The organism is Helicobacter pylori Shi112 (assembly GCF_000277405.1).
GTDB lineage: Bacteria > Campylobacterota > Campylobacteria > Campylobacterales > Helicobacteraceae > Helicobacter > Helicobacter pylori_C.
In genome coordinates this window covers 1,597,255-1,610,481 of record NC_017741.1, presented here as the reverse complement: position 1 = coordinate 1,610,481, position 13,227 = coordinate 1,597,255, and the positions used below count along the sequence as shown (strand labels likewise).

Annotated in this window: 17 protein-coding genes and 1 pseudogene; 3 read left to right on the top strand and 15 right to left on the bottom strand. The window is 35.8% G+C overall.

Annotated elements, in window-relative coordinates; translation table 11 throughout:
- Positions 1 to 16: 16 nt before the first annotated feature.
- The 6 genes from HPSH112_RS07770 to HPSH112_RS07745 form a co-directional block, all read right to left on the bottom strand.
- Complete coding sequence (locus tag HPSH112_RS07770) at positions 17 to 283, bottom strand: type II toxin-antitoxin system YafQ family toxin (protein ID WP_000884099.1); 267 nt, start codon at positions 281 to 283, stop codon at positions 17 to 19.
- Positions 270 to 548: a hypothetical protein gene (locus tag HPSH112_RS07765; protein ID WP_000910085.1), complete on the bottom strand. Its 279-nt coding sequence runs from the start codon at positions 546 to 548 to the stop codon at positions 270 to 272. The genes HPSH112_RS07770 and HPSH112_RS07765 overlap by 14 nt, the downstream gene beginning before the upstream one ends.
- Before the next feature lie 113 nt (positions 549 to 661).
- A complete protein-coding gene (locus HPSH112_RS07760) occupies positions 662 to 1,393 on the bottom strand; it encodes a hypothetical protein (RefSeq protein ID WP_000891081.1) in 732 nt (243 codons plus the stop codon).
- Positions 1,386 to 2,282, bottom strand: a complete 897-nt coding sequence (locus tag HPSH112_RS08665; RefSeq protein WP_000254499.1) for a type II methylase — start codon at positions 2,280 to 2,282, stop codon at positions 1,386 to 1,388. Before HPSH112_RS08665 ends, HPSH112_RS07760 begins: the two co-directional genes overlap by 8 nt.
- 12 nt (positions 2,283 to 2,294) lie before the next feature.
- Positions 2,295 to 2,498, bottom strand: a complete 204-nt coding sequence (locus HPSH112_RS07750; RefSeq protein ID WP_001864762.1) for a hypothetical protein — start codon at positions 2,496 to 2,498, stop codon at positions 2,295 to 2,297.
- On the bottom strand, positions 2,498 to 3,370 hold the full coding sequence (locus HPSH112_RS07745) for a class 1 fructose-bisphosphatase (RefSeq protein WP_000384783.1): 873 nt from the start codon (positions 3,368 to 3,370) through the stop codon (positions 2,498 to 2,500). Before HPSH112_RS07745 ends, HPSH112_RS07750 begins: the two co-directional genes overlap by 1 nt.
- A gap of 70 nt (positions 3,371 to 3,440) precedes the next feature.
- Between HPSH112_RS07745 and rpe the strand changes: the two genes are divergently transcribed.
- Together rpe and HPSH112_RS07735 are read left to right on the top strand one after the other, a co-directional pair.
- Complete coding sequence (gene rpe, locus HPSH112_RS07740) at positions 3,441 to 4,094, top strand: ribulose-phosphate 3-epimerase (RefSeq protein WP_000861441.1); 654 nt, start codon at positions 3,441 to 3,443, stop codon at positions 4,092 to 4,094.
- Entirely contained in the window at positions 4,072 to 4,935 is an 864-nt protein-coding gene (locus HPSH112_RS07735; protein ID WP_014662301.1) for a 3'-5' exonuclease, read from the top strand. Before rpe ends, HPSH112_RS07735 begins: the two co-directional genes overlap by 23 nt.
- On the opposite strand, the gene HPSH112_RS08845 is transcribed toward HPSH112_RS07735, so the two are convergent.
- The 9 genes and pseudogenes from HPSH112_RS08845 to HPSH112_RS07690 all read right to left on the bottom strand — a co-directional run bounded on the left by HPSH112_RS08845 (position 4,909) and on the right by HPSH112_RS07690 (position 12,309).
- Complete coding sequence (locus HPSH112_RS08845; protein ID WP_202170296.1) at positions 4,909 to 5,106, bottom strand: hypothetical protein; 198 nt, start codon at positions 5,104 to 5,106, stop codon at positions 4,909 to 4,911. The two genes, HPSH112_RS07735 and HPSH112_RS08845, sit on opposite strands and share 27 nt — an antisense overlap.
- Positions 5,107 to 5,202: 96 nt before the next feature.
- Positions 5,203 to 5,532 (bottom strand): hypothetical protein, encoded by a 330-nt coding sequence (locus HPSH112_RS07725; protein WP_000692551.1) that lies wholly within the window; start codon positions 5,530 to 5,532, stop codon positions 5,203 to 5,205.
- 131 nt (positions 5,533 to 5,663) lie between these two features.
- Positions 5,664 to 5,891, bottom strand: a pseudogene (locus HPSH112_RS07720) (hypothetical protein); the annotation flags it as partial.
- A gap of 117 nt (positions 5,892 to 6,008) precedes the next feature.
- Positions 6,009 to 7,268 (bottom strand): RNA-guided endonuclease InsQ/TnpB family protein, encoded by a 1,260-nt coding sequence (locus tag HPSH112_RS07715; RefSeq protein ID WP_001274344.1) that lies wholly within the window; start codon positions 7,266 to 7,268, stop codon positions 6,009 to 6,011.
- On the bottom strand, positions 7,243 to 7,896 hold the full coding sequence (locus HPSH112_RS07710) for an IS607-like element IS607 family transposase (RefSeq protein ID WP_001042542.1): 654 nt from the start codon (positions 7,894 to 7,896) through the stop codon (positions 7,243 to 7,245). Before HPSH112_RS07710 ends, HPSH112_RS07715 begins: the two co-directional genes overlap by 26 nt.
- Before the next feature lie 352 nt (positions 7,897 to 8,248).
- Positions 8,249 to 8,545, bottom strand: a complete 297-nt coding sequence (locus HPSH112_RS07705; protein WP_000539083.1) for a hypothetical protein — start codon at positions 8,543 to 8,545, stop codon at positions 8,249 to 8,251.
- A gap of 18 nt (positions 8,546 to 8,563) precedes the next feature.
- On the bottom strand, positions 8,564 to 9,871 hold the full coding sequence (locus HPSH112_RS07700; RefSeq protein WP_000667821.1) for a DUF814 domain-containing protein: 1,308 nt from the start codon (positions 9,869 to 9,871) through the stop codon (positions 8,564 to 8,566).
- Positions 9,868 to 11,442: a DNA repair protein RecN gene (locus HPSH112_RS07695; protein WP_001204497.1), complete on the bottom strand. Its 1,575-nt coding sequence runs from the start codon at positions 11,440 to 11,442 to the stop codon at positions 9,868 to 9,870. The genes HPSH112_RS07700 and HPSH112_RS07695 overlap by 4 nt, the downstream gene beginning before the upstream one ends.
- Before the next feature lie 12 nt (positions 11,443 to 11,454).
- Positions 11,455 to 12,309 carry an NAD(+)/NADH kinase gene (locus HPSH112_RS07690; RefSeq protein WP_014662299.1) on the bottom strand — a complete coding sequence of 285 codons (855 nt, stop codon included), beginning with the start codon at positions 12,307 to 12,309 and terminating at the stop codon, positions 11,455 to 11,457.
- 186 nt (positions 12,310 to 12,495) lie between these two features.
- Between HPSH112_RS07690 and HPSH112_RS07685 the strand changes: the two genes are divergently transcribed.
- Positions 12,496 to 13,224, top strand: a complete 729-nt coding sequence (locus HPSH112_RS07685) for an outer membrane protein (protein ID WP_000819284.1) — start codon at positions 12,496 to 12,498, stop codon at positions 13,222 to 13,224.
- Positions 13,225 to 13,227 lie beyond the last annotated feature (3 nt).

The following is a 13,227-nucleotide window of genomic DNA, read 5'->3' as shown; positions in this document are numbered from 1 at the left end:
TAGCGCGATCCGAACCTTAAAACAACTCGCTATGGCTACCTAACCTAAGCAGCCAAAGAGCGTTATTTTTGACTATATAAACCAACAAAACATCAGGCTTAATGTGGCACTCTCTACAAGGATACCACTCACCTTTTAATATGTGGTCTTTATACTTTGGATCTAGTGGTTTTTGTTGTCTTAATTTTAAAACTACTTCATCAAGTAGCTTATTATCAAAGCCATTTTTGAGATACTTTTTGTAGTCTTTTCTAAACATATTGTGGTATTCAATATCCAGCATGTATCTCTCTTTTTAACTCATTAGTAAGTTCATCTAAACTATCAATTTTTGTAAAATTAGCCCCACTTTCTACATCTCTAATCGCTTGTAAAGTCTCTAGATTTTTAGCCTTTTTCTCATCTTTCTTGGCTTGAGAATATTGCTTTTTAATCTCTCTCATTTGTTTTTTAATTTCTAAAACCTTATTTTGATATTTAACTAATTGTTTTTCTAATTTGCCAAATTCTTTATAAAATTTAACTCCTATTTCTGCATCTTTTAACATCTCATCTCCTTGTATTAAACAATCATTGTAAGCCCATTATATCTAAACTTTAACCAATCCATGCTAAACTAAAATTACTTGTATTTTACAAGAAATAAATGGGTGCAAATATGCTAATGAGTGAGCGTTTTCAAAAATTTCAAGACATTCTGCTCTCTTAAAATGCGGGTGGGCGAAAAGAAGCTTTCAATCTGGTAGTGGTTAGAAAATTCCTTTTTATGCTCATAAGCTTTTCTGATGTAGGGGGCAAACCCAAAAGGGTTTTCTAAATCCTTTAAGGCGTTTTTCAAACTTTCTTCATCTTTATCTAAAGTATCAAAATACTTGAGCAAGACCTCTCTGGTTTCATAACTCAAAATATCTGAGCCTTTAAAAAAAGTGATGTTTGCATTAGCGACTCCATACACATAAATCGCATTGGGTTTAGGCAGGTTTGAATTCCACATGGGGCGAGATGTTTGAAGATTTTTTTCACCCTTATCGTTTTTAGAAAACTTGATTTCAATCCCCACCACATCATCAAAAAGAAAAACTAAAAAATCAGGGTAATTTTGTGAGCCAAAAGGTTGGTATAAAAAATGGCTTGTAAGCTTTGAAAAAGGGTTTTTAAGGGTTTCTGGGTGATTTTTCTCTAAAACTTGCTTTTTGAGTTGGTTAAAAGTGGTTTTGATTTCCTTATTAGGCTTTTCTTCAATATGGCTTAACCCTTCTATTAAATCGCCGTTGATTTCGCTAAAGTGTTTTTTTAATTCATTCCTAAATTTGTTTTCAAACTGCTCTCCTGTGCTAGAACTTGCAAAAAACTTTCTTTTATTGGTAATTTCTTGAAACACTTTTTCAAGCATGCATTTCCTTTAATTTGCAATATTCTTCCACAAAATCATAAGTAGAAAACCCTAAAACTTGCGTGTTTTTGTGAGCAAGTTTGTTGAAATCAATTTTGTGGATAATCCTTAAAGCTTCTTTAGAGTGGGCTTTAATAAAAAAATATTGTCGGTTTTTAATCAGTAAATTTGCATTGGTGATCTTTTCGTTGTAATCATAAAAGCCTTGCCTTACCACCGCAAAATCCCATTGGTATTTTTCTTTGTTGAAATATTTAAGGGTGTGTGGCGTGTTGTTATGAATATAAGTGATGAAGTCATTATGGCGGATTTTTGGGGGTGCAACGATCCGTTCGTCTTTAAGATTTAGGGCGATATTTTTATGCATATAGATTTGAAAAACGCATTTCACATCATAGGGTCGTTCATTAAAAATAAAAGCGTTTTTTTCTAAATCAGCGTTTAAAACCAATTTTGCACGCTTATCAATGTGTTTTTGAACAGAATAGCGTTTGAATAAATTGGGCAAAATAAACGCTACAATAGGCGCTTCATTCAAAGATTTGTTTAAAAAATCTAGGGCTAATTTCCCTCTGTGCCCAAAAGGAGGGTTGCCAATAATGACACGCTTTTTGTTAAACTCAATCAATTCCAACAAATAATCTTTTTGTTGAATGCCTTGAGCTTTAGGGGCAATATCAAGGGCGAGACAATCAGCAATCCCTAATCCTTTTAACGCGCCAACAAAGCTCCCACTCCCTGCACTTGGCTCTAAAAAATGGAATGCATTTAAGCCTAGCCCTAGATTTTGATTGATGAGATCTTTTAATAAATCCAAACAAAATCGCGCGATTTTGGGGTGGGTGTAAAAAGCGTCTAAATTCTTTTGCAAGGTAGTGTTACTAACCATTTTAAGCCCATTTTAATTAAAATCAAACCCGCCCGCTTCGCCCAAACTCATGCTCTCATAAGCCGCATTCACATAGCTGTTGCGAATCTCGCAATTTAAAACCTTCTCGCATTTCAAGCAACTCGCTACTTGTTTTTCTTCTTGGCATGCTTGCAATTTCAAAAGAGCGTCATTAAAACGCTCTTCATATTCTAATTTTTTAGCGCTATTTGGCATCATTCTCCCTTTAAATATTTTTCTAAAATGTGAGCTTCATGCTGGCTAGTCAAATAGCATTCGCTTTTTTCATGATAGCTTTCTACGCTTTGATCTAGCAGGCGCTTTTTAACCCCCTTATCAAAATAAAACGCTTCCCCTCTAGCTTTTTCAACCATCAAGGCTAAAGGAAAGACTTCAAAAAGCTTTCGCAATTTCTTTTGCGGGTAGGAAAACATTCCGCCTTTTTTAATCAACACATGATGGACATCAGCCACCATAGATCCTGAGTATCGCAAGCGGTAATTTTCTGCAAAAAACCCTTCTAAAGCCTTTTTTAAGCCCGAAGAAAAATCCTTTTGATTGCCTCCGCTAGCGATGATCTTACCCTTATTTTCTAAAACAATGGTTTCTATAAAATGAAACTTGTTCTGGTAAAACCCGTAACGATAAACTTCTTCTAAAGCCACCACTAGTTCTACTTTATGCCCAAAAACCACATAAAGGCTGGCGGCTAAATTTTGCGCCTTATAATCCTTTTCATAAACCCCTATAATCGTGCCCACTAAGAAATTCGCCTCCATCACTGAACTCCCGTCTAAGGGATCATAAGCGATCAAATAAGAGCCGTTTTCTTTAGTAACGGGCGTTTCTTTTTCTTCGCTAAAAACGCTTTTCACATTTTCTAAACTCAAAAAATTTTCTTCTAAAAATTTGTCTAGGGCTAAATCCGCTTTAATGGGCGTATCCCCGCTGCTGTTTTCTAGCTTGGTGTAACTCCCAGCGTCTGGCTTTTCTAAAATCTCTTGGGCTTTTTTAACCCCTTTTTCTAAAAGACTAATGATTTCTATAACGATGTTTGCATGCTTGCCTTTAAAATGTTTGTAATCCATAAAAACCCTTTTATGATTTGATTAAAGATGCTAATATTTTACTTGAAAACATTGGAAATAGGGAAGTATTTTGAAAGTAGCTCCGAGCCTTTTGAGCGCTGATTTTATGCATTTAGCCAAAGAGATAGAGAGCGTGAGTAACGCTGATTTTTTGCATGTGGATGTGATGGATGGGCATTATGTGCCTAATTTAACCATGGGACCTGTGGTTTTAGAGAAGGTTACTCAAATAAGCAAAGTGCCTTTAGATGTGCATTTAATGGTAGAAAATGCGAGCTTTTTTGTGGGATTGTTCGCCCCTTTAAACCCGCAAATCATTAGCATTCATGCAGAAAATGAAAAACACCCCCATAGGGTGTTGCAACTCATTAAAAATGCAGGCATCACGCCAGGTGTTGTTCTAAACCCCCACACGCATGAAGAAAGCCTTAAATACTTGCTAGAAAGCGTGGGGCTAGTGCTTTTAATGAGCGTGAATCCAGGCTTTGGCGGGCAGAAGTTTTTAGATCTGGTGCTAGAAAAATGCTTAAAAGTTAAAGAATTGATCAAGCGTTACAACCCTAGCTGTCTTTTAGAAGTGGATGGGGGCGTGAATGATAAAAATATCTTTGAACTCCAGCAAGCGGGCGTGGATGTGGTGGTTTCAGGGAGTTATATTTTTAAATCTAAAGATCGTAAGCTGGCTATTGAAGGCTTACAGAATGTCAGACAGCCTCTTGCATAAAGACATTCAAGCCCTAATCGCTCGCTTAAAGCACCAGGATTTAAGCTTGGGCATGCTAGAAAAATCGCTCTCTCGCCTTATTTATGATGAAGTCAATTTGGAATATTTAAAAGCGTGCGGGCTTAATTTCGTAGAAACGAGTGAAAATTTAATCACGCTCAAAAACCTTAAAACCCCCCTTAAAGATGAGGTTTTTTCCTTTATTGATTTAGAAACCACCGGCTCTTGCCCCCTAAAACATGAGATTTTAGAAATCGGAGCTGTGCAAGTGAAGGGGGGGGAAATCATCAATCGTTTTGAAACCCTTGTGAAAGTCAAAAGCGTTCCTGATTATATCGCTGAGCTTACAGGCATCACTTATGAAGACACCCTAAACGCCCCAAGCGTGCATGAAGCCTTGCAAGAATTGCGGCTTTTTTTAGGCAATAGCGTGTTTGTAGCCCATAACGCTAATTTTGATTACAATTTTTTAGGGCGTTATTTTGTAGAAAAATTGCATTGCCCCTTATTGAATTTAAAGCTTTGCACTTTGGATTTATCCAAACGAGCCATTTTGTCCATGCGTTATTCTTTGAGCTTTTTAAAAGAGCTTTTAGGGTTTGGTATAGAAGTCAGCCACAGAGCCTACGCGGACGCTTTAGCGAGCTATAAGCTCTTTGAAATATGCTTATTAAACTTGCCCAGTTACATCAAAACAACAATGGATTTGATTGATTTTTCCAAATGCGCTAACACCTTGATCAAAAGGCCCCCAAGAGCCAGACACCAGGAGACTCTAGCGCCATTTCCTCTTTTTGAGAGGACAAAGGGTTTGTTAAATATCATAAAAGCAACCAGTTAAACGAAAATTGTTTAATTGGGTTTGATTACGGATAATCTTTAGCATATCCATTTGATACTTCTGAATATTGCCTAGCACTTTTATCTTGTCTTGGACTTCGCACTCATCGTATATCTTTTTGTATTCTTGTATGATATTGACTTCGTCGTTATCTTTATTATTCATGCTCATATCTACATTATAACAGAAATAAAAAATTATGTTATAATAACCGCATAGTTTGTTTTTTAAGATAAAAACGCCCCTAGTTAATAGGGGTTTTTTTGCTTACTTTTTAGCTTGTTTTAGCTGTTGCTCTAGCTGTCTTATTCTTTTTTCCAAGTTGTCAATTTTTTTATAAGCATTCTTAATAAGTGCATCATTTTTAGTAACCCTATCCAAATTGCTGACCGCAATGGCATTGTTTCTATACATTGCCTTATAAATATCTCTTATAGTTTGCTGACTTGATAAGTCAAAAGTATAAGTGTCTATTAGCGCTTCTGTGTATATCGGTTGGGTGATGGGGTGTTCTAATTCTTGCTTGCTCACTTTTTCATGTGCTAAACAAAACGCCCCACTTAACAATAGCACCATAGCAATCGCTTTAATTTTCATTGTTTTCTCCTAGTATTAGTCTTTTTTGACTTAACAAATTACAGCTGACTTTTTCTATTCCTACCGCAGAAGTATTTTAATCTCTTTTGGGTAATTTTAGTAGAACATGCTAAAAAGCGAAATGGTGCATCGCTCATGGTTGTGTCCTTTGTATCAATTTCGCTGTGTTTTAACTCATCGCTGTCTTTTTCATCTTTTTCTATCTTATCGGCTAGTTTTTCTTTTTCATCTTGTCTTTCCTTTGCTTCGTTTTTGTCTTTGATATTATAATCAAAAAAGTTCGGTATGCCCTTATTTAGATAACGATAATCATCCACTAAACATGGGCTTATGCTTTTGTCTTGTAAGGCTTGTTGCATCTTTGTATCCTTTAAGTCTAGTATGTTTAGCTTTGAGTTGTCAATAGAATTTCGGGTGTCTCTGTCCGTTACTACAAACCTATAAAATCCTATAAAGAGCTATAAAATTCTCTTAATTTAGGGTTTTTGTTGTATTCCTAGTTCAACCTTGCTAGTTGCTAAACGATTTTTGGATAAATCATTCAACAGAGCTGTCAAGTCCATAGGCGTAAATTCGGCAGTAACTCTACCTACTAAATGCTTTAAAAGATTGATAGCAGCGTTTATATCTCTATCTAATTCAAAGCCACACTCTAGGCATTGATAAATCCTATCTTTAAGTTTTAAATCTTGTTTAACCTTTTGACAATTAGAACAAGTCTTAGAGCTTGGATAGTAAGTGTCAGCTCTTAGAATTTCTTTATTAGAGTATTTAGCTTTATACTCTAATAGCGTGTTAAACACAGACATAGAAACATCGCTTAAAGATTTAGCCAACCTGTGATTTTTAAACATGTTTTTGACTTTCAAACTCTCTAAACAAAACGAGTTTGAGTGTCTTATAAGAGAGCTTGTGAGCTTGTGTAAAAAATCAAGTCTGATGTTAGCGATTTTTTCATGCAAGTGGGTAAGCTTTTTAGAATGCTTTAAGTAATTATTAGATTTCTTGGTTTTATCCCCTTTGGTTTTTGGGTGGATTTTTTTACTCAGTTGTCTGCTAATTCTTACAAGCTTTCTAGTAAGCTTATCTAAGGGCTTAGGGGCATAGATATTTAAGCCATTAGACAAACTCACAAAGGATTTAATCCCTATATCAACCCCTAGTTTATTATGACTCTCTTGGAGTTTATGGGTTCGTTTGTATTCACTCTCATCAACACCACAAGAGATTGAAACATAGAAATGATCGCCCTTTTGAGTGATGGTAGCGTTATTGATTTTGCCTTGAAATCTTAGTTTTTCAGTGAGTTTGATTGGTGGTAAGTTAGGTATTTTTAAATAACCAGTATTAGCTGTTTGAATGATTTTAATTTGGTCGCCCCCTATATAAAAAGAACCTTGAAACTCTCTTTTCTTTTTAAATTTAGGGTAACTCACTAAACCTTTTTTCAAATCCCTAAAAAACTTATTAAAGGCTAGATTTAAGTGGATAAAAGGCTGTTGGGTGGCGTATTTAGTTACTTCATAAACGAAATTAAATTGCGATTTTTTAAGAGCGTTAAATTCTTTTTTAAGCTGTAGATGGTTAGTTTTAATACCCAGTTGGTAGTTTTCTTTCCATTTAGCTAACCCCCAATTATAAGCGAACCTAGCGCACCCAAAAGCTTTTTTAAAGTAAGTAATATGCTTGTTATTAGGCTTTAAAGCGATTTTATGCGTGATTGAGATAGCTGACATTGTTAGTTATGACTTCTTGCATTTCATCTAAGAGTTTTTTGTTTTTCTTAGACCTAGAGCCATACAATCTAGCGCTAAAGACGGTTATAATTTCTAAAACATCTTTGGCTAATTCTTCTTCAAACCTCACATTCTCATCACCCTTATTGATGATAACCACTTCTACTTCTTTAGCTTCACAAATACTGAATACCAATTCAGCTCCAAAGCGTAATAATCTGTCTTTATGCGTTAATACAAGGCGCTTGACTTGATTGTCTAAGATTAAGTTTAAAAGCTTGGTTAAGCCTTTTTTATAGTAGTTCATGCCACTCCCTAAATCTTGTATCACTTCATAGTTAAAGCCGCATCTAGCGCAATAAAGCTCTAAAACTTGAACTTGTCTGATTAAATCCTCTTGTTGGTCATGCGAGCTTACTCTAGCATAAGCTATTGTTTTTAATTCATCTTGATTAAAGACTGCGTTTCTATTGATACGCCTTAAACTTTCTAACTTGTAACGCCTTTCACCGCCTTTAGTGAGTTCATCAGGTTTTAACAAATCTTTTTTATCCCAATTGCGTAAGGTTTGGATAGTTACACCCAAAAGCTTACTCGCTTGACCGATTGATAGCATTCTTTTATTCATGCAAGCAGTATAACACAAAACTTAATAACCTATACAAAAATTATAGTATTTTATAGGTTATTATAGGATTTTAGTTTCTGTTTGTAACCCTAAAGAGCGTTTCATAATCTCCTTTAGAAAGCCTTTGCTATATGCTTTTAAAGTTATAGCTTCCATTGACATAAGTTCTACAATATCATAAATATAATAGTAAGTCAACATAAAAAATATTTTTATGTTTATTGTTTAAATTATTTTAATAGCAGAAAGAAAGTATAAATATAATATAATAATTAAGTAAAACCTACATCAAGTTTTACTTAAACCAAATTAAAAAAATCCATTTAAGATATCTTAACCTTTTAGTTTAATCCTACCCCACAATATCCAACAAATGCTCTTCATGCCACAATTCAATTTCTTCTTCTTCCAAGCCAAACGCCTTAGCCCTTCGGCTGTTTTGATAGCGGTTTTTAGAGCCTTCCTTAGGGTCTTTATCGCTAATAGCTTGCATGTTTTCTAACGCCCTTGTTTCTTGGGCTAATTCAAGCTTATTTTGAAAGCTTTGCGCTAAATCCAGCATATCACTTCTTGCACCCTGTTGGATAGCAGAATTTAAAGGAGCGTTTTGGTTGATGTAAGTTACATTGCCTAAAGCTGAAACACCCATGCTAACCTCCTTAAGTGTTTAAGTGTCCTTTAGACTAATAGTTCGGTATTTTGAGTAAATGACATTAGCTCCTCTGATGATTTTGACAAATTTTCGTTGCGTGTAGTCAATTTCGTAACTATTAAACACATCTTTTTGCATTTTAATCAACATTTTGGCTAATTCCATAATGATCTCATCTTTGGGCGTATTCTTTTGGCAAAAAACGATCAAATGCGATCCAGGAATATCTCTTACATGCATCCATAAATCATTCGCTCTTGCGTCTTGTAAGAGTTTGATATTTTCTTTTTGGTTTTTCCCTAAACCGATTTTAAAATCCTTATAATACAGCACTTCATACCCGCTCATCGGGCGTTTGATTTTAGAATTTTTTACCGGCATAAACATTTCTAAAACGCTTTCTTCTTGTGCTCCTTTAACATAATTAATTTGATTTTCTTTAAAAGCGATTTTTTCTTTTAGATTCTCTTCTTCTAAATACAAGAATTGCGATTTTTGTTTCTTTTTTTTGCTGAGAGTGAATTTTTTATTGATAAAAGCGTTTAAGGGCATGCTCTTATCAATTTCAATCGCACATTCTTTATCTTCAAAATCCTTTAAAACCACGCGACTTTCATGCTTATTGATTAAATGCTGGTAAGTGAGCAATAGCGAAGCTTGAGTTTGCAATTCTTTCGCTTCCAATTGTAAATTTTTAGGATCTTCTAGTTTTTCTAATTTTTCTTTCAAGCGTTCTTTTTGCATATTCAATCGCTTGATGATGTGATTTTTTTTGTGTTCTAATTCTTTATGCTGATAGGATAAAAAATCTTTTTCTAAAATGTCTAACAATCCCTTAAAATCCAAATCCTTTTCTTGATGCTCATATGTATTAAGAGGCAATGCCCCTAAAATATCGTTTTTAGCGACCCTGTCATTAAAACGAAAGGCTTCTATCACGCATTTTTCTTTATCTAAAATCATGAGGTTGGCTTTTTTAGGGATCATTTCTAAACGCAAAATAAAATTTTCACTCTTATAAGCCAAATCTTTAGCGCCTGTGATTTCTAAAATCCGATCGTTATCAACGATGTTTGCTTGTAAGATTTTGGCGTTTTTAGTGAATTTATTCAAACAAAAATCTAACGCTAGGGTGTTTTTTAAAACGCTCTCTGGGGGTTTTTTTGACAAACCGATATAAGGCTCATTCAAATCTACAACAAAGGTGTGTTTTTCTTTAGAAAAAGTCTCTAATAAAAAACTAGATGCGCTCAAGCGTTTGAGGTTAAAATGCGTTTGAGCGTTTAAAAATTCGCTGAATTTCTTTAAAAGAAAAAATTTCATTCTTGCGCCTTTAATTTTTCTTTAGCGAAAGAAATCGCGCTCTCTATATTCTCGCTCCCCCCTATCATGCGCGCGATTTCTAAAACCCTTTCTTCGTTATTAAGGGTTTTGGCGAGGCTTTTGTGGTTTTCTTTGAAGACTAAAATATGGTTTTTAGCGAGCGCTGGGATATGGACTTGGTGCGAAATGGCAAAGATTTGGGAATGGCTGCTTAAGGTTTCAAGGGCTTTAGAAACCGCCAAACTCTCTTCGCCGCTCAAATTAGAATCCATTTCATCTAACACCAAGACGCCTTTAAAATCCTTTAAAAACTCCATTTCTAAAAGCATGAACGCCAACCTCAAACGGCTGTATTCTCCAGAGCTTAAGGTTTCTAATTGGGAATTTTGCAAATTCAAAACGAGTTTTTGAGCGCCTTTTTCGCTCATTGGGGCTTCTTCTAAAACCAAACTAGGGCTTTTTAGGAGCAAATCTTTCGCTTTAGCGCTTAAAAGAGCGTTAAAACCGACTAAATACTCTTTTCTAAAGCCGCTTATTTCTTCGCACAATTTCAAGCATTCGGTTTTTAGTTGCTCTATTTCTTTGTGGTAAGTTTCGCAATGGTTATCAATTTCTTTTAGGTTATGCAATTCGTTTTTAACATGCCCTAATCGTTCTTTAGCATGCGTAATGCTCCCGTAATCCTTAATGATCCCACTTAGCATGCCAAGCCTTTCTAGCACTTTTTCAATATCCAAACGCTCGCACTCTTCTAATTTAGCCTGCTCTTTTTCCAATAGAGTGCTCGCTTCTAATAAAGCGCTTTTTAAAAATTCAGCGCTATGGCCCACGCTCTCTAAAGCATGCGTGATTTTGTGGGTATTTTCTAGCACCTCTAACGCCAGAGCGATTTTATCGTTCAATTTTTCCTTACTGGAAAGCAATTTTTTTTGCTCTAAAAGGCGTTCGTATTCATCTTCTTTTAAATCCAGTTTCTCTAATTTCATTTTTTCAAAATTCAAACGCTCTTCTAAATCCTTTTGGAAACGCTTTTTATCTTCTAATAATCGCCTTTCTTTTTCTAGCTTCTCTAAACGGGTGAATTTTTCTTCAAGCGCGCCTAAAAGGGGGCTAAACGCCTTGTTTTGGTTTTGGATATAGCCATCCAGTAAGGAGAGCATTAAAATATCATTGAGTTCATTCTGGCTGAATCTGTCGTTAGATAGGCGTTTGATCAAACCTTTTAATAACGCTTTGAGCGTGTTTTTAGACAGGCTTGTTTGGTTTAAAAAATAGCGCGTTTTTTCTTTTTTGATCACGCTGATGACTAAGGGTTCATGCTCATCTTCTCTAAAAATACCGTATTCTTCAGTGTCTAAAAAAGGCGCAATCAATTCCACTTCAATGCTTGAAGCGTTGCTCTCTTTAAGCCCAAACGCCCCTAAAAGGCTCGCAATAAGAACGCTTTTTCCCACCCCACTAGCCCCACTAATCGCGCTCAAGCCGTCTTTAAACTCCAAATCCAATTTTTCAAAAACAGCGTTTTGACGCACTTTTAAGCGTGTGATTTGAGCGTTATTAAAATCTCGCATGTTTTACCCTTTTTATTTTTTTTTGCTAGGGCTTTCCCCCCATAAGAGCTTTTCTTTAAGCACTTTAAAATAATCCCTTGAATTTTTTTGTAAGAGCTTGGTAGTCGTGGGGCTTTTTTGAATGTATAGGGGTTGGTTGGTCTTTAAATCATAGGTGGCTTGCCCATCAATGACCACAAGAGCGTCTTCATGAGTGCAAAAATTCAAACAAAATTCCGCTCCTAACACTAAAGGGCGTTGCGTTAAAGAAAAATCGCACAAAGGCGTTAAAATATAGCTCTGGCTTAAAGCATGCACAATAGGCCCATGAGCGCTCAAATTATAAGCGGTTGAACCCAAAGGCGTGGCAATGATAAGCCCATCGCCTTTATAGGTGTTAAAGGGCGTATGGCCCACATAAGCTTGGATGTCTAAAACCCCTAAAGCTTTTTTTTTGGCGATCACAATTTCATTGATCGCATAAAAAGAGGTTTTTCCAATACGACCCTCTAAAGCCAAATGCTCTTCTAATTTGATCTTATCTTGCTTGAGATCTTGTAAGAAACCTTTCAAACCATTCAATTCAACCGCGCTCAAAAACCCTAAATTCCCTATTCTAACCCCAAAACATGGCTTATTGTAAGAATGCGTCATTCTTAAAGCCCCTAAAATCGTGCCATCGCCCCCTAAACATAAAAACGCATAGGCTTTTTCTATTAATCGTTCATCTTTTGCTCCATCAAGGCCATCAATCATAAAGCTTTCAAACCCCTCATCTTCTAAAAGCTTTAAAACCCATTCTTTAGCTCGCTCTAGCTTTTCAAAAAGAGGGTTTTGATAATGAGTAGGCCGCACAAACACGCCGATAGTTTGATGTGAATCTTTCATGCGTGTATTGTAGCTTAAAGCTTGAAACAAAATTTTAAAAAAAAGGGGTTTTAGCCGCTTTTTATTAATCTTATGTGAAATTCATAAGGAGTTTTTATTTTTATTAATGTTTCATTCTTTAATCGTTTTTAATTGTTTTTTGGGTATTCTTTTTAAGAATGTAAGCATTATGTTAAGGAATTATACATGAAGAGATTTTTTTCTAAACCTTTGTTAGCTTTGGTTGTTTCTATAAATGCGCTACTAGCCATGGATGGTAATGGCGTTTTTTTAGGGGCGGGTTATTTGCAAGGACAAGCCCAAATGCATGCGGATATTAATTCTCAAAAACAAGCCACTAACGCTACTATCAAGGGCTTTGATGCGCTTTTAGGGTATCAATTTTTCTTTGAAAAACACTTTGGCTTGCGCCTTTATGGGTTTTTTGACTACGCCCATGCCAATTCTATTAGGCTTAAAAACCCCAACTATAACAGCGAAGCGGCGCAAATAGCGGGTCAAATTCTTGGGAAACAAGAAATCAATCGTTTAACGAATATTGCCGATCCCAAAACCTTTGAGCCAAACATGCTCACTTATGGGGGGGCTATGGATTTGATGGTCAATGTCATCAATAACGGCATCATGAGTTTGGGGGCTTTTGGTGGGGTGCAATTAGCCGGCAATTCATGGCTTATGGCGACGCCGAGCTTTGAGGGTATTTTAGTGGAGCAAGCCCTTGTGAGCAAAAAAGCCACTTCTTTCCAATTTTTATTCAATGTGGGGGCTCGCTTAAGAATCTTAAAGCATTCTAGCATTGAAGCGGGCGTGAAATTCCCCATGCTGAAGAAAAACCCCTATATCACTGCAAAAAATTTGGATATAGGGTTTAGGCGCGTGTATTCATGGTATGTGAATTATATATTCACTTTCTAGGGG